Source organism: Streptomyces sp. V4I2 (assembly GCF_030817655.1).
Lineage (GTDB): Bacteria > Actinomycetota > Actinomycetes > Streptomycetales > Streptomycetaceae > Streptomyces > Streptomyces plumbiresistens.
In genome coordinates this window covers 8,259,153-8,274,846 of sequence record NZ_JAUSZM010000003.1, presented here as the reverse complement: position 1 = coordinate 8,274,846, position 15,694 = coordinate 8,259,153, and the positions used below count along the sequence as shown (strand labels likewise).

Genomic DNA, 15,694 nt, shown 5'->3' with positions numbered 1-15,694 from the left:
GGCGACCAGGGTGCCCAACACCGTTCGGGGCACCCGGCTGAGCAGGAGTTGTGGCAGCAGGGCTCACTCCCGCTCGGTCTTCAGGAACGGTAGGTTCGCGTACATGGCAGGCAGCACCCACACCGTGACCAACCAGCCTCCGCCGCTGGTCGGATACGACGCGTTCACCGCCGACCGTGCCCTGACGGCGGCGGTGGGCCGGCACACCGCTCCGGACCTGCTCGACGATGTGCGCGGCGAGCTCGCGGCGCTCGGCCGGGCCTGTGGCTCGGCGCAGGTGCAGGAGTGGGGGGCACAGGCGAACGAGTACCCGCCGAGACTGCGCACCCACGACCGCCACGGGCGCCGGATCGACGAGGTCGACTTCCATCCGGCCTGGCACCGGCTGCTCGGCAAGGGCGTCTCGGCGGGCCTGACGGCGGCCTGGTCCCGGCCTGGCGGGCATGTGCGGCGCGCGGCCGCCTTCCTGCTGTGGACGCAGGTCGACGCCGGCAACCTCTGCCCGCTGTCGATGACCCATGCCGCGGTGCCCGCGCTGCGCGGCGACCCCGCGCTGGCCGCCGCGTGGGAGCCCCGGCTGACCTCGATGATCTACGACCGTGAGCTGCGGCCCGCCCAGCTGAAGACCAGTGCCCTGTTCGGGATGGGCATGACGGAGAAGCAGGGCGGCAGCGACGTACGGGCGGGCACGACGGCCGCCCGGCCCCTCGCCGAGGACGGGACGTACCAGCTGACCGGGCACAAGTGGTTCTGCTCGGCGCCGATGTCGGACGGGTTCCTGGTGCTCGCGCAGGCACCGGAGGGGCTCACCTGCTTCCTGGTGCCGCGGGTGCTGGCGGACGGCACCCGCAACGTCTTCCTGATCCAGCGGCTCAAGGACAAGCTGGGCAACCGGTCGAACGCGTCCGCCGAGGTCGAGTTCGACGGGACGTGGGCTCGCCGGGTCGGCGAGGAGGGGCGTGGGGTGCGCACCATCATCGAGATGGTGGCGGCGACCCGGCTCGACTGCGTGCTGGGCTCGGCGGGTCTGATGCGGCAGGCCGTCGCGCAGGCGGTCCACCACTGCACGTACCGCGAGGCGTTCGGCGGCAGGCTCGTCGACAAGCCGCTGATGCGCAACGTGCTGGCCGATCTCGCGCTGGAGTCGGAGGCGGCGACGACGCTCGCGCTGCGGCTCGCGGCGGCCTACGACGACGGGAGCGAGCAGGAGCGGGCGCTGCTCAGGATCGCGGTGCCGGCCGCCAAGTACTGGGTGACCAAACGGTGTTCGCCGGTGACGGTGGAGGCGTCCGAGTGCCTGGGCGGCAACGGGTACGTCGAGGAGTCGGGGATGCCCCGGCTGGTACGCGAGTCGCCGCTCAACTCGATCTGGGAGGGCGCCGGGAACGTCCAGGCCCTGGACGTGCTGCGCGCGCTGCAACGCGAACCACTGGCGTTGAACGCCTATCTCCAGGAGGTCGGCAAGGCGCGCGGCGCCGACCACCGCCTGGACGCGGCGATCAAGGACCTGCTGACCGAACTCGCCGATCTGGAGGGCGTGGAGGGGCGGGCCCGGCGGGTGACCGAGCGGCTCGCGCTGGTGCTCCAGGGGTCGTTGCTCGTGCGGTATGCGACACCGGAGGTCGCCGACGCGTTCTGCGCGTCCCGGCTGGGCGGCGACTCGGGCGCGGCCTTCGGGACCCTGCCGCACAGTCTGGATCTGGCGTCGGTGGTGGAACGGGCCCGGCCGGAATCCTGACCGGCGCCGGTCGCACAGCCGTCCGGTGGCCTGATCCGCGTACGTACGGTGCTCCGTGCGTGCCCGCACGGCGCGGGGGGTGGTGCTGCGCCGACACGGCACCACCCCCCGCCACTGGCCCGTTGGAGCCATGTGCGCCGCACTGGGCGGCGTCGCTCAAGTTTCAAGGACGGCAGGGCAGTCCACCAGGGTTGCAGGGGGTTGCAACTTGCTGGCCTCTGTGGCCGGACTGGGTCCCTCCGACTTGGGCAGGCGGCACTATGAGACGAACAGTCAGGACGGACTTCCGGACGGTGGCCGAAAAGCCACCGCGAACCGGTTGTCCCGAGCCCTTCTTCCGGGAGGTCCCGTGGCACTCTCGCCGACGGACGTGACGCAACTCGCCGCCGTGGACTCGGCGCGGGCGGCACGGGTACTCAGCGAGGTCCGCTCCGCGACGCTCTCGGGGCAGCGGGCGCCGGTCGCGCCGCGGCCGGTGATCGAACAGTCCTGGGGGCGGATGCTGCGCGGCGGCGTCGATCCCGACCACGGCTTCCGGTCGGGGCTGTTGTCCCGCGAGGAGGTGCAGCGGCGCCGGGAGACGACGGTCCTCAAGCATGTGCTGCCGGTGCTGCGGGAGGGTCTGCTGTCGGTCGCGGACGTCGCCCACCACATCATGGTGGTCGCCGACGAGCAGGGCCGGGTGCTGTGGCGCGAGGGCAGTTCGCCCGTGCTGCGCAAGGCCGACGGGATCGGCTTCGAACTCGGCGCCGACTGGCGGGAGGACGTCGTCGGTACGAACGGCGTGGGCACCGCGGCCGTCGTACGGCGTCCCGTGCAGGTCTTCGCCTCCGAGCACTTCGTACGCTCGCACGCCACCTGGACGTGTACCGGCGCCCCCATCACGGACCCGCGGGACGGCCGGCTGATCGGTGTGGTGGACGTGAGCGGGCCGCTGGAGACGATGCACCCGGCCACGCTCGCCTGGGTCGACTCGGTGGCCAAGCTCGCCGAGGCGCGGCTGCGCGAGCGGCACGTGACCTCGCTGGAGCAACTGCGCGCGGTGGCCGCGCCGGTGCTGGCCCGGCTCGCCGGGCGGGCCGCGGTGGTGGACCGGGACGGCTGGACCGCGGCGGTGACCGGGATGCCGTACACCAACCGGATCGCGCTGCCCAAGTCGCTGTCGCCGGGCCGTCGGTGGCTGCCGGCGCTCGGGCAGTGCGCGCTGGAACCGCTGCCGGGCGGCTGGCTGATCCGGGCCGCCGACGAGCCGGTACCGCGGGGCGCCACCCGGATCGTGCTGGACCTGGCGCAGCCGCGCCGCCGGTCGGTGGCGGTGTCGGGCTCGGCCGGCTCCTGGAGTCATGAACTCAGCCCCCGGCACGCCGAGTTGCTCTATCTGCTCGCCCTGCACCGCTCCGGTCGCAGCGCGGCGGGGCTGGCCGGGGACCTGTTCGGTGATCCGGGCCGTACGGTGACGGTGCGGGCCGAGATGTCCCGGGTACGGCGGTATCTCGGGGGTTTCCTGGACCACCGGCCGTATCGTTTCTGTGAGGACGCCGACGTCGAGGTGCTGCTCCCGGCCGATCCGCGCGACCTGTTGCCCTGGTCGACCGCGCCGGCCGTGGTCGCCGCCCGCGCACTGTCCGGCGGGACGAACTGAACAGGCTCGGAGTGCATCTTCCGCATAATTGCAGGTTCTTTGTCCGCTACCGCCCCCCACTGCCGTAGCATCCCCTACGGGCCACCCCACCTGCTCCCTGGTCAACGTACGGATCATCAGGCGCAGTTGGCCCGCCTCGGGAGGACGAATGAAGCACCGCGGGAGACACCGCCGCCAACGGCGGGGCAGGGCGCTGCGTGCCTTTCTGGCCGGGACCGCCCTCGCCCTGACCGGCGCCGCCACCATGATCAGCGCCTCGCAGGCCACGGACAGCGAGGACCCCGGCGCGCTGAAGCCGGTCATCTCGTCCGAGCGGATCGCCGCGCTGCGCTGGCAGGAACAGCAGGTACCCGAGGCCACGCTCGACCGTCTCGCTTCGGAGATGGGCCGGCCCGTCGGCGTGAGCGCCGTTCTCCAGGACGCCGACCACAGTCTGCGCGCCGCGGCCGACTGCCCGGCCGAGGATCTCAAGGCGCTGCCCGTCGAGCCTTCGGCCACCCGCGCCCAGTGCTGGGACGCCACCGACACCCGTTCCTGGCAGCCGGGGGCGGTCACCACGTCCGGCGACGCGGACGACGACGGCCTCTGGGGCCAGAACCGCGTGGTCCTGTCCGGCTGGTCGCAGAACGCGGCGGCCGGCCACGGCCTCGCCCGGGTCGCCTTCGTCGACGCGAACGACCTGGACCGCCTCACGTACACCTGGGTGCTGCTCACCGTCCCGGTCGACGGCGGGCGCGACTTCCGGGCTCTGGACTCCGACGTCTCCGGCATGGTCTGGTACCAGGACAAGCTGCTGGTCACCGCCGCCGACGGCGTGTACGTCTACGACATGAACCGCGTCCTGCGCACGAGCGTGGACAGCACGGCGGTCGGCCGGGTGCCCGGTGGCTGGTCGGCGCACCGTACCCGCTTCGTCCTGCCCGCCGTCGGCTCCTACCGCCCGGTCGACCCCGCCAAGGACACCGACGCCCGCCCCTTTGGCCTCTCCCTGGACCGCAGCACGGCGCCCGACAGTCTGGTGGCGAGCGAGCGGACCACGGCGGACGGCGACGGGCCCGCCCTCCTGTGGCGCTACTCCTTCGCCACCGACCCGGCCCGCTCCGGCCTGCTGGCCACCGACTTCGCCGGCCGCACGGACGCCACGGAGGCCTACGAGACGAAGGCCTCCGACGTCCAGGGCGTGCTGTCGTACCGCTCCGACTGGTATGTGAGCCGCGCCTCCGGCGAGCAGGACGGACGCGGCACGCTGTGGCGGCAGGACGCCGACACCGCGAAGGCCACGCAGTGCGGGTCCGACGAGACCCAGCACTGCTGGAGCGCACGCACGCCGTCGCTGTCCTACTGGGAGGCGACCGGCGAGGTCTGGTCCCAGTCCGGGCAGATGCTGTTCGCGCTGCCCCTGGCCTCGATCGACAGATCACTGGGGTAGATGATTCCCTGGCCGTCATGACCAACATCCCGGTGACCACCTGGTCCCTGGAGCAGACCGCCCCGACCGACCTCCTCCCGGCCCCCGCGCCGGAGGGGGACGTGCGGATCGTCCGCTCCGAGGTCCCCTCGCCCGAGTTCAGCCGCTTCCTGTACGCGTCCGTCGGCGGGGACATCCGCTGGATCGACCGGCTGACGTGGACGTACGCGCGGTGGCAGGAGCACCTGGGCCGGCCCGGGGTGGAGACCTGGGTCGCATACGACCGGGGGACGCCCGCCGGGTACGTGGAGCTGGAGCCGCAGGACGACGGGGTCGTGGAGATCGCCTACTTCGGGCTGGTTCCGGCCTTCCGCGGGCGGCGGATCGGCGGACACCTGCTGTCGTACGGCACCGCCCGCGCCTGGGACCTCGCGGACCGCCGGCCGGGCCTGGCCGCCACCAAGCGGGTGTGGCTGCATACCTGCAGCCTGGACGGCGAGCACGCGATGGCCAACTACCAGCGTCGGGGCTTCACGCTCTTCGACACCAAGGTCGAGGAGCAGTCCGAGGTGGCCGCGCCAGGCCCCTGGCCGGGCGCCTACCCCGCCTGACCTGCGCCGACAAGGCCTTGATCGGCCCATGTGACCGAGAACACCCACGTCTCACTCTTCGGGACAAGGGTGTCCACATGGCGGACGAAGCTGGACTCTGTCCAGATCGCCATGACACGCTTCCGTCATGTCTGGAACTGGAATTGCCTTGGTGAGTCGGCGGCACGTCGACCTCGGCCGCATGTCCAGCGCCATCTGTCCGGTGCGCTGACGAGCCCGAGCGCCGCCCGACATTCCCCTTCTGTCTTCTTTCCCGCGCAATGACGCGCATGTACACCCATGCGCCCGCGCGCGCAGGTCAGAGCCGCTTTCCCGCCTGTCCCGAAGGACGTATCAACCATGGCCGCCACCCCGCAGAACCCTGCCGCCGCGACTCCCCGCCGCAAGGTGAGCCGTCACCGCGGTGAGGGTCAGTGGGCCGCGGGGCACCACACCCCGCTCAACGGCAACGAGCAGTTCAAGAAGGACGACGACGGTCTCAATGTGCGGACACGCATTGAGACGATCTACTCGAAGCGCGGTTTCGACTCGATCGACCCGAACGACCTCCGCGGCCGGATGCGCTGGTGGGGGCTCTACACCCAGCGCAGGCCCGGGATCGACGGCGGCAAGACCGCGATCCTGGAGCCGGAGGAGCTGGACGACGAGTACTTCATGCTGCGCGTCCGTATCGACGGCGGCCGGCTCACCACCGAGCAGCTGCGGGTGATCGGCGAGATCTCGCAGGAGTTCGCGCGCGGCACCGCCGACATCACCGACCGGCAGAACGTGCAGTACCACTGGATCCGCATCGAGGACGTGCCGGAGATCTGGAACCGCCTGGAGGCGGTCGGCCTGTCCACCACCGAGGCCTGCGGTGACACCCCCCGCGTGGTCCTCGGCTCGCCCGTGGCCGGTATCGCCGAGGACGAGATCATCGACGGCACCCCGGCCATCGAGGAGATCCACCGCCGGATCGTCGGCAACCCGGCCTTCTCGAACCTGCCCCGCAAGTTCAAGACCGCGATCTCCGGCTCGCCGCTGCTGGATGTGGCGCACGAGATCAACGACGTCGCCTTCGTCGGCGTGAACCACCCCGAGCACGGCCCCGGCTTCGACGTGTGGGTCGGCGGCGGTCTGTCCACCAACCCGAAGATCGGCGTCCGGCTCGGCGCGTGGGTTCCGCTGGACGAGGTCGCGGACGTCCACGAGGGCGTCATCTCGATCTTCCGCGACTACGGCTACCGGCGGCTGCGCACTCGCGCCCGCCTGAAGTTCCTGGTCGCCGACTGGGGCCCGGAGAAGTTCCGCCAGGTCCTCCAGGACGAGTACCTCAAGCGCGAGCTGATCGACGGCCCCGCCCCCGCCCAGCCGGTGGAGCGCTGGCGCGACCACGTCGGCGTGCACCGCCAGAAGGACGGCCGCTTCTACGTCGGTTTCGCGCCGCGTGTCGGCCGGGTGGACGGCGCGACCCTGACGAAGATCGCCGAGCTCGCCGAGGCGCACGGCTCGGGCCGGGTCCGTACCACCGTCGAGCAGAAGATGATCGTCCTCGATGTCGAGGAGCCGCAGGTCGAGTCACTCGTCGAGGCGCTTCAGGCGCTGGACCTGACCGCCAAGCCCTCCCCGTTCCGGCGCGGCACCATGGCCTGCACCGGCATCGAGTTCTGCAAGCTCGCCATCGTCGAGACCAAGGCGCGCGGCTCCCAGCTGATCGACGAACTGGAGCGCCGGATCCCGGACTTCGACGAGCCGATCACCATCAACCTCAACGGCTGCCCGAACGCCTGCGCCCGTATCCAGGTGGCGGACATCGGTCTCAAGGGCCAGCTCATGCTCAACGACCGGGGCGAGCAGGTCGAGGGCTATCAGGTGCACCTCGGCGGCGCGCTCGGGCTGGAAGCCGGTTTCGGCCGCAAGGTGCGTGGCCTGAAGGTCACCTCCGAGGAACTGCCCGACTACGTCGAGCGCGTCCTCAAGCGCTTCCAGGCGGAGCGCGAGGACGGCGAGCGCTTCGCCGTCTGGGCCTCGCGTGCTTCCGAGGAGGCCCTCTCATGAGCGAGCGCGCCGCCCCCTTCTACTGCCCCTACTGCGGCGACGAGGACCTCCGGCCGAGCGAGGCCTCGGAAGCCGGCCACGGCGCGTGGGAATGCGCGGCGTGCAACCGCGCATTCCAGTTGAAGTTCCTCGGGCTGCTCGCCCGGGGCCTTCGGCACGACGACGCAGGGGGACAGCAGATATGACGACGACTCAGGAAGAGCGCACGACAGCGGACCTCAAGGAGCTCGCCGAGCGGGCGGGCCGCGAGCTGGAGGACGCCACCGCGCTGGAGATCCTCCAGTGGGCGGTCGACACCTTCGGCCCGCGCTTCTGCGTGACCTCCTCGATGGAGGACGCGGTGGTCGCCCACCTGGCGTCCCGCGTGCGCAAGGGCGTGGATGTCGTCTTCCTCGACACCGGCTACCACTTCCCCGAGACCATCGGCACCCGGGACGCGGTCGAGGCCGTGATGGACGTCAACGTCATCACGCTCACCCCGCGCCGCACGGTCGCCGAACAGGACGCCGAGTTCGGCCCGAAGCTCCACGACCGCGACCCGGACCTGTGCTGCAAGATGCGCAAGGTCCAGCCGCTGGAGGAGGGCCTCACCAACTACCAGGCCTGGGCGACCGGTCTGCGCCGCGACGAGTCCCCGACCCGGGCGAACACCCCGGTGGTCGGCTGGGACGAGAAGCGCCAGAAGGTCAAGATCTCCCCGATCGCCCGCTGGACCCAGGACGACGTGGACGCGTACGTCACCGAACACGGCGTCCTGACCAACCCGTTGCTGATGGACGGCTACACCTCCGTCGGCTGCGCCCCCTGCACCCGCCGCGTCCTGGAGGGCGAGGACGCGCGTGCCGGCCGCTGGGCGGGCCGCAACAAGACCGAGTGCGGACTGCACTGATGACGACCACCTCCGACCTACCCGAGGAGAAGCACGTGACGACCGGAGCCACCGTCTGGCTCACGGGTCTGCCGAGTGCCGGCAAGACCACCATCGCGTACGAGCTGGCCGGCCGGCTGCGCGAGGAGGGCCATCTCGTCGAGGTGCTCGACGGCGACGAGATCCGCGAGTTCATCTCGGCGGGCCTCGGCTTCAGCCGCGAGGACCGGCACACGAACGTGCAGCGCATCGGCTTCCTCGCCGAACTCCTCGCCCGCAACGGCGTCAAGACGCTCGTCCCGGTGATCGCGCCCTACGCCGACAGCCGCGAGGCGGTGCGCAAGCGCCACCAGGAGAGCGGGACGGCGTACATCGAGGTGCACGTGGCGACTCCGGTCGAGGTGTGCTCCGTACGCGATGTGAAGGGTCTGTACGCCAAGCAGGCGGCGGGCGAGCTCACGGGCCTCACCGGGGTCGACGACCCGTACGAGGAGCCCGAGTCGCCCGACCTGCGCATCGAGTCGCAGGACCAGACCGTGCAGGAGTCCGCGGCCGCGGTCCACGCGCTGCTCACCGAGAGGGGACTGGCATGACGACGACCGCATCCGAGGTCAAGGGCGACGAAGGCACTGACACCCCGTACGCCCTGTCGCACCTGGACGCGCTGGAGTCCGAGGCGGTGCACATCTTCCGTGAGGTGGCGGGTGAGTTCGAGCGGCCGGTGGTCCTGTTCTCCGGCGGCAAGGACTCCATCGTCATGCTGCATCTGGCGCTGAAGGCGTTCGCCCCCGCGGCGGTGCCCTTCTCGCTGCTGCACGTGGACACCGGGCACAACTTCCCCGAGGTCCTCGAGTACCGGGACCGTACGGTCGAGAAGCACGGGCTGCGGCTGCATGTCGCCTCCGTGCAGGACTACATCGACCGCGGTGTCCTCAAGGAGCGCCCGGACGGGACCCGCAACCCGCTGCAGACGCTTCCGCTGACCGAGAAGATCCAGGCGGAGAAGTTCGACGCGGTGTTCGGCGGTGGCCGTCGCGACGAGGAGAAGGCCCGCGCCAAGGAGCGGGTGTTCTCGCTGCGGGACGAGTTCTCCCAGTGGGACCCGCGCCGCCAGCGGCCCGAGCTGTGGAACCTCTACAACGGCCGGCACGCCCCCGGCGAGCACGTCCGCGTCTTCCCGCTCTCCAACTGGACCGAGCTGGACGTGTGGCAGTACATCGCCCGCGAGGGCATCGAGCTGCCCGAGATCTACTTCGCCCACGAGCGCGAGGTGTTCCAGCGGGCCGGCATGTGGCTGACCCCGGGCGAGTGGGGCGGCCCGAAGGACACCGAGACCGTCGAGAAGCGCCTGGTGCGCTACCGCACGGTCGGCGACATGTCCTGCACCGGTGCCGTCGACTCCGACGCGGTGACGCTGGAGCAGGTCATCACCGAGATCGCCGCCTCCCGGCTCACCGAGCGGGGCGCCACCCGCGCCGACGACAAGATGTCCGAGGCCGCGATGGAAGACCGCAAGCGCGAGGGGTACTTCTAACCATGACCACCATCACGACCGAGGAACTCTCGGCCACCACCCTGCTGCGCTTCGCCACCGCCGGCTCCGTCGACGACGGCAAGTCCACGCTCGTGGGCCGCCTGCTGCACGACTCCAAGTCGATCCTTACGGACCAGCTCGAGGCCGTGGAGCGCGCCTCCGCCGGCCGTGGGCAGGGCGCCCCTGACCTCGCGCTCCTCACCGACGGCCTGCGCGCCGAACGCGAGCAGGGCATCACCATCGACGTGGCCTACCGCTACTTCGCCACCCCCCGCCGCCGGTTCATCCTCGCCGACACGCCCGGACACGTGCAGTACACCCGCAACATGGTGACGGGTGCCTCCACGGCCGAGCTGACGGTGATCCTCGTCGACGCCCGCAACGGCGTCGTCGAGCAGACCCGCCGGCACGCGGCGATCGCCGCGCTGCTGCGCGTGCCGCACGTGGTGCTCGCCGTGAACAAGATGGACCTGGTCGAGTACCAGGAGTCGGTGTTCGCCGCGATCGCCGAGGAGTTCACGGCGTACGCGCTCGAACTGGGCGTCCCCGAGGTCACCGCGATCCCGATCTCGGCGCTCGCCGGCGACAACGTGGTGGACCCGTCCGCGAACATGGACTGGTACGGCGGGCCGACCTTCCTGGAACACCTGGAGTCGGTCCCGGTCGCCCACGACCTGAGCCACTGCCACGCCCGGCTTCCCGTGCAGTACGTGATCCGGCCGCAGACCGCCGAGCACCCGGACTACCGGGGCTACGCCGGCCAGATCGCCGCCGGTTCGTTCCGCGTCGGCGAGCAGGTCTCGGTGCTGCCGTCCGGCCGCTCCACGAAGATCGCCGGCATCGACCTGCTGGGCAAGCCGGTCGACATCGCCTGGACGACCCAGTCGGTGACCGTCCTGCTGGAGGACGACATCGACATCTCGCGCGGCGACCTGATCGTGCCCAGCAAGGACGCGCCGCCGACCACGCAGGACATCGAGGCGACCGTCTGCCACGTGGCCGACGCGCCGCTGACCGTCGGCCATCGGGTGCTGCTCAAGCACGGCACCCGCACGGTGAAGGCGATCGTCAAGGACATCCCGTCCCGGCTCACGCTCGACGACCTGTCCCTGCACCCGCACCCGGGACAGCTCGTCGCCAACGACATCGGCCGGGTCAAGATCCGTACCGCCGAGCCGCTGCCCGTCGACTCGTACGCCGACTCGCGGCGCACCGGTTCGTTCATCCTGATCGACCCGAACGACGGCACCACGCTCACCGCCGGCATGGTCGGCGAGTCGTTCGCGTCCCCGGAGCCCGTCAAGGACGAGACGGACGACGACGGGTGGGACTTCTGACATGAACTCCACCGATTTCTTCTCCTCGTTCGCGAAGGAGGGCGGCCGCGTCGGCAGCGGTGCGCTCGGCAGCGGGCAGGGCGGGGTGGCGCGATGTGTGCGTTGACGTACGCGCACTGCCTGCGCGCCCGCACCCCCCACCGCCGTAGACGAAAACCTGCCGACCTCCCGGCCACGACCTGAGAGACCGTGACCGCCGGGCCAACGAGGGGAACACCTCCCGTGCCTGCCACACGATCCGCCCTTTTCCGCCGCGGCACAGCCGCGGTGATCGCTCTTCCGCTTCTCACCCTCGCCGCCTGCGGTTACGGCTCCCAGGCCACGGACAACGAAACCGCCAAGGTCGCCGCCGGCGCGAAGAAGATCGACGGGCTCGACTCCGTCAAGATCGGCTACTTCGGCAACCTGACCCACGCGACCGCGCTGGTGGGCGTGCAGAAGGGCTACTTCCAGAAGCAGCTCGGCGCCACCAAGGCCGCCTACCAGATCTTCAACGCCGGCCCGTCCGAGATCGAGGCCCTCAACTCCTCGTCGATCGACATCGGTTTCATCGGCCCGTCCCCGGCGATCAACGGCTACATCAAGTCGGGCGGCAAGAACCTGCGGATCATCGGCGGTGCGGCGTCCGGCGGGGTCAAGCTCGTGGTCAACCCGGACAAGATCAAGTCCCTGAAGGACGTCAAGGGCAAGAAGATCGCGACTCCCCAGCTGGGCAACACGCAGGACGTGGCGTTCCTCAACTGGATCGCGGAGCAGGGCTGGAAGGTCGACGCGGAGAGCGGCAAGGGCGATGTCTCGGTGGTCCGCACCGACAACAAGGTCACCCCGGACGCCTACAAGTCGGGCTCCATCGACGGCGCGTGGGTGCCCGAGCCGACCGCGTCCAAGCTGGTCGCCGAGGGTGGCAAGGTGCTGCTCGACGAGGCCGACCTGTGGCCGGACAAGAAGTTCGTGATCACGAACATCATCGTGCGGCAGGCCTTCCTCAAGGAGCACCCCAAGGCCGTCGAGGCCGTGCTGAAGGCCTCGGTCGAGGCCAACAAGTGGATCAACGCCAACCCGGACGCGGCGAAGGCCTCGGCGAACAAGCAGCTGGAGACGGACTCGGGCAAGGCGCTCCCGGCCGCGGTCATCGACCCGGCGTGGAAGTCGATCCAGTTCATCGACGACCCGCTGGCCTCGACCCTCAACACTGAGGCGCAGCACGCGGTCAAGGCCGGTCTGCTGGAGAAGCCCGACCTGAAGGGCATCTACGACCTCAAGCCGCTGAACAAGGTCCTCGAGGCCGAGGGCGAGAGCACGGTCAGCGACGCCGGTCTCGGCGTCGGCTGAGTCAGGACCCGATGAGTTCCCAGGAGGTGACGACCATGGCCACGACCTTCGCCAAGGCCGCCGAGTCGGTGGAGCACGCGGCGCGCATTGAGCATGTCTCGAAGTCCTTCGCGGGCCCCGCCGGGCAGCAGCTCGTCCTGGACGACATCAGCATCGATGTCGCGCCCGGCGAGTTCGTCACCCTCCTGGGTGCCTCGGGCTGCGGCAAGTCCACGCTGCTGAACCTGGTGGCGGGGCTGGACGAGCCCACCGTCGGGTCCATCACGACGGAGGGCCGCCCGGCCCTGATGTTCCAGGAGCACGCCCTGTTCCCGTGGCTGACCGCGGGCAAGAACATCGAGCTCGCCCTGCGTCTGCGGGGCGTTCCGAAGAACGAACGGCGCGAGCGGACCGAGGAACTGCTCGAACTCGTCCGGCTGAAGGGCGCCTACGGCAAGCGGGTCCACGAGCTGTCGGGCGGTATGCGCCAGCGTGTGGCGCTGGCCCGGGCGCTCGCCCAGGAGAGCAACCTGCTGCTGATGGACGAGCCGTTCGCGGCCCTCGACGCCATCACGCGGGACGTGCTGCACGACGAGCTGACCCGCATCTGGGCGGAGACCGGCGTGTCCGTCCTGTTCGTCACGCACAACGTGCGTGAGGCGGTGCGGCTCGCGCAGCGCGTGATCCTGCTGTCCTCCCGTCCGGGGCGGATCGCGCGGGAGTGGACGGTCGGCATCCCGCAGCCGCGCCGTATCGAGGACGCGCCCGTGGCGGAACTGTCCGTCGAGATCACCGAAGTACTGCGTGGGGAGATCCGCCGTCATGGCCAGCACTGACACGAAGACGACCGGCGCGGGCGCCAAGGACGGCTCCGCGCTGGGCGGCATCGAGGCGGGCCTCGACGCGCTGGAGACCTCGGTCACCGGCCGTCCGCCCTTCCGGCAGACCTTCCGGGAGAAGATCTTCCCGCCGATCGTCGCCACCGTCGTGGTGCTCGCGATCTGGCAGGGACTGATCTCCCTGAAGATCGTCGACGACGCGTCGAAGCTGCCCTCCCCCGGCGCCGTCTGGGCCGAGGCCGAGGACGCGTGGCTCAAGGGCACCCTGCTCGACTACATCTGGACGAGCGTCTCGCGGGGCCTGTTCGGCTTCGTGCTCGCGCTGATCATCGGCACGCCGCTCGGACTGGTCGTGGCGCGCGTGAAGTTCGTGCGCGCGGCCATCGGTCCGATCCTGTCCGGCCTGCAGTCGCTGCCGTCGGTGGCCTGGGTGCCGGCCGCCGTGATCTGGCTGGGCCTGAAGCCCGAGATGATGTACGCGGTGATCCTGCTCGGCGCGGTCCCGTCGATCGCCAACGGTCTGGTGTCCGGCGTCGACCAGGTGCCGCCGCTGTTCCTGCGCGCGGGACGGACGCTGGGGGCGACCGGTCTGCGCGGCACCTGGCACATCGTGATGCCCGCGGCGCTGCCCGGCTATGTGGCGGGACTGAAGCAGGGATGGGCGTTCTCCTGGCGGTCGCTGATGGCCGCCGAGATCATCGCGCAGGCGCCGGACCTGGGCGTGGGCCTCGGCCAACTGCTGGAGGTGGGCCGCACGAACAGCAGCATGGCCACGGTCTTCCTCGCCATCCTGCTCATCCTGTTCGTCGGCATCGCGATCGACCTGCTGATCTTCAGTCCGCTGGAGCGGTGGGTGCTGCGCAGCCGCGGTCTGCTGGTGAAGAGCTGAGTCCCATGCACACCATGTTCAAGAAGCCGGTTCTTCTGGTCATCGCCCACGGCAGCCGCGACCCACGGCATGCCGCGACGGTGCACGCTCTCGTACGCCGGGTGCGCTCCCTGCGCCCCGACGTGCGGGTGGAGACCGGCTTCCTGGACTTCAACGTCCCGTCCGCCCAAGGGGTGCTGGAGTCCCTGGCGGCGGAGGGTGTCCGTGACGTCGTAGCGCTGCCGTTGCTGTTGACCCGCGCGTTCCACGCGAAGGCCGACATCCCGGCGGTCCTGCGGGACGCGCCGCCGCGGCTGCGGATCCGGCAGGCGGAGGTGCTCGGCCCCTCCCCGGTGCTGCTCGCCGCGCTGGAACGGCGTCTGTACGAGGCGGGGCTGACGCCCGCCGACAAGTCCTCGACCGGGGTCGTGCTGGCCTCGGCGGGGTCCACCGACCCGGAGGCGATCGCAGTGATCGCAGAAATCGCGCGGGAGTGGCGGCACACCGGTTGGTGCGCCGTGCGGCCTGCGTTCGCCTCCGCTGCACTCCCCCGCACCGAGGACGCGGTACGGGAACTCAGGGCCCTGGGCTGCGCGAAGGTCGCCGTCGCCCCCTACGTCCTGGCCCCCGGCTTCCTGCCGGACCGCATCGCGCGGGGCGCGGCCGAGGCGGACGTGCTGGCCGACGTGCTCGGCCCGGCGCCGGAGGTGGCCCGGGTGCTGCTGGCGCGGTACGAGGCGGCGCGGATGCCGGCGCTGGCGGCGGTCGGGGCCTGACCTGTGCCCGTACGGGGCCCTAGCCGCGCACCGCACGGTTGGCCCCGCCCCCCGCCTGTCCCGTACGTACGGGACCTAGTCGCGTACCGCCCCGGCCAGGCGCGGGTCCCGTCCGCTCGCCGCGAGCGCCCGCTCGAAGACCGGGGCGTCGTCCGGCACCGGCACCGGGTCGGCGAAGCCGTCGTACTGCCGGTAGAGGTCGCCGTGGGTGACGACCACGTCGAGGACGAGGCGGGCCGCGCCCTCGGAGACGTGGAACTCCTGGCCGGTGGCCGCGGCGACGTCCCAGCCGTGCACCGCCGTCTCCTTGATGATCATCGAGGCGAGTTCGGGGGCGGGCATCGTCCCCATGCCCAGGTCCACCTCGCCCTCCCACACCGCGGGGTCCGCCCAGGCGGCGACCGCACGGTCCAGTTGAGCGGCGTACGCCTCGGCCCAGTCGGGGTCGGCGGTGAAGTCGCGGGCGGTCAGTTCCTCGGGGAGCTGTTTGCGCAGGGCGCGGTGCTCCAGGCCGTGGGAGGTGTAGAGGACCCAGTGGTTGACCAGGGCGCGGACGTCCCAGTCCGGGGTGGGGGTCCCCCCGCTCGAGCGAAGCCGAGAGTGGGGGAGGGTGGGGTCGGCGAGCCGCGCCGCCGGCACTCCGCGCGCCACGCGGGCCGCCTCGGCGGCGCATTCCGTCATGTACGGATACAGGTCGTCCTTGTTCATGCGTCTCACGGTAGGGA

16 protein-coding genes are annotated in these 15,694 nt (G+C 71.0%); 15 read left to right on the top strand and 1 reads right to left on the bottom strand.

Annotated elements, in window-relative coordinates:
- The first annotated feature begins 103 nt into the window (after window positions 1-103).
- From QFZ76_RS38815 to QFZ76_RS38750, 15 genes are all read left to right on the top strand, one after another.
- A complete protein-coding gene (locus QFZ76_RS38815) occupies window positions 104-1,738 on the top strand; it encodes an acyl-CoA dehydrogenase family protein (protein ID WP_307678050.1) in 1,635 nt (544 codons plus the stop codon).
- 349 nt (window positions 1,739-2,087) lie between these two features.
- Window positions 2,088-3,380, top strand: a complete 1,293-nt coding sequence (locus QFZ76_RS38810) for a GAF domain-containing protein (protein ID WP_307678049.1) — start codon at window positions 2,088-2,090, stop codon at window positions 3,378-3,380.
- A 148-nt stretch (window positions 3,381-3,528) separates the two neighbouring features.
- The gene (locus QFZ76_RS38805; RefSeq protein ID WP_307678048.1) at window positions 3,529-4,809 is read left to right on the top strand and encodes a hypothetical protein; all 1,281 of its coding nucleotides are present in this window, start codon (window positions 3,529-3,531) and stop codon (window positions 4,807-4,809) included.
- Window positions 4,810-4,826: 17 nt separating this feature from the next.
- Window positions 4,827-5,399 (top strand): GNAT family N-acetyltransferase, encoded by a 573-nt coding sequence (locus QFZ76_RS38800; protein ID WP_307678047.1) that lies wholly within the window; start codon window positions 4,827-4,829, stop codon window positions 5,397-5,399.
- Window positions 5,400-5,526: 127 nt separating this feature from the next.
- Window positions 5,527-5,610 carry a putative leader peptide gene (locus tag QFZ76_RS51925; RefSeq protein ID WP_349817346.1) on the top strand — a complete coding sequence of 28 codons (84 nt, stop codon included), beginning with the start codon at window positions 5,527-5,529 and terminating at the stop codon, window positions 5,608-5,610.
- A 128-nt stretch (window positions 5,611-5,738) separates the two neighbouring features.
- Window positions 5,739-7,436, top strand: coding sequence for a nitrite/sulfite reductase (locus QFZ76_RS38795; protein WP_307678046.1), 1,698 nt, complete (start codon window positions 5,739-5,741; stop codon window positions 7,434-7,436).
- Complete coding sequence (locus tag QFZ76_RS38790) at window positions 7,433-7,621, top strand: hypothetical protein (RefSeq protein WP_266449455.1); 189 nt, start codon at window positions 7,433-7,435, stop codon at window positions 7,619-7,621. The genes QFZ76_RS38795 and QFZ76_RS38790 overlap by 4 nt, the downstream gene beginning before the upstream one ends.
- Window positions 7,618-8,325, top strand: a complete 708-nt coding sequence (locus QFZ76_RS38785) for a phosphoadenylyl-sulfate reductase (RefSeq protein WP_307678045.1) — start codon at window positions 7,618-7,620, stop codon at window positions 8,323-8,325. Before QFZ76_RS38790 ends, QFZ76_RS38785 begins: the two co-directional genes overlap by 4 nt.
- On the top strand, window positions 8,325-8,897 hold the full coding sequence (gene cysC, locus QFZ76_RS38780) for an adenylyl-sulfate kinase (protein ID WP_307678044.1): 573 nt from the start codon (window positions 8,325-8,327) through the stop codon (window positions 8,895-8,897). The genes QFZ76_RS38785 and cysC overlap by 1 nt, the downstream gene beginning before the upstream one ends.
- Window positions 8,894-9,838 carry a sulfate adenylyltransferase subunit CysD gene (cysD, locus tag QFZ76_RS38775; protein WP_307678043.1) on the top strand — a complete coding sequence of 315 codons (945 nt, stop codon included), beginning with the start codon at window positions 8,894-8,896 and terminating at the stop codon, window positions 9,836-9,838. Before cysC ends, cysD begins: the two co-directional genes overlap by 4 nt.
- Before the next feature lie 2 nt (window positions 9,839-9,840).
- Window positions 9,841-11,175 (top strand): sulfate adenylyltransferase subunit 1, encoded by a 1,335-nt coding sequence (locus QFZ76_RS38770; RefSeq protein ID WP_266449447.1) that lies wholly within the window; start codon window positions 9,841-9,843, stop codon window positions 11,173-11,175.
- Window positions 11,176-11,397: 222 nt separating this feature from the next.
- Window positions 11,398-12,507: an aliphatic sulfonate ABC transporter substrate-binding protein gene (locus tag QFZ76_RS38765; protein WP_307678041.1), complete on the top strand. Its 1,110-nt coding sequence runs from the start codon at window positions 11,398-11,400 to the stop codon at window positions 12,505-12,507.
- An 11-nt stretch (window positions 12,508-12,518) separates the two neighbouring features.
- The gene (locus QFZ76_RS38760; RefSeq protein ID WP_307678040.1) at window positions 12,519-13,322 is read left to right on the top strand and encodes an ABC transporter ATP-binding protein; all 804 of its coding nucleotides are present in this window, start codon (window positions 12,519-12,521) and stop codon (window positions 13,320-13,322) included.
- Entirely contained in the window at window positions 13,309-14,214 is a 906-nt protein-coding gene (locus tag QFZ76_RS38755) for an ABC transporter permease (protein WP_307678039.1), read from the top strand. The genes QFZ76_RS38760 and QFZ76_RS38755 overlap by 14 nt, the downstream gene beginning before the upstream one ends.
- 14 nt (window positions 14,215-14,228) lie before the next feature.
- On the top strand, window positions 14,229-14,969 hold the full coding sequence (locus QFZ76_RS38750; protein WP_307680254.1) for a sirohydrochlorin chelatase: 741 nt from the start codon (window positions 14,229-14,231) through the stop codon (window positions 14,967-14,969).
- Between the two features lie 75 nt (window positions 14,970-15,044).
- Here the strand turns inward: QFZ76_RS38750 and QFZ76_RS38745 are convergent, their stop codons facing one another.
- Window positions 15,045-15,677: a TIGR03086 family metal-binding protein gene (locus QFZ76_RS38745; RefSeq protein WP_307678038.1), complete on the bottom strand. Its 633-nt coding sequence runs from the start codon at window positions 15,675-15,677 to the stop codon at window positions 15,045-15,047.
- Window positions 15,678-15,694 lie beyond the last annotated feature (17 nt).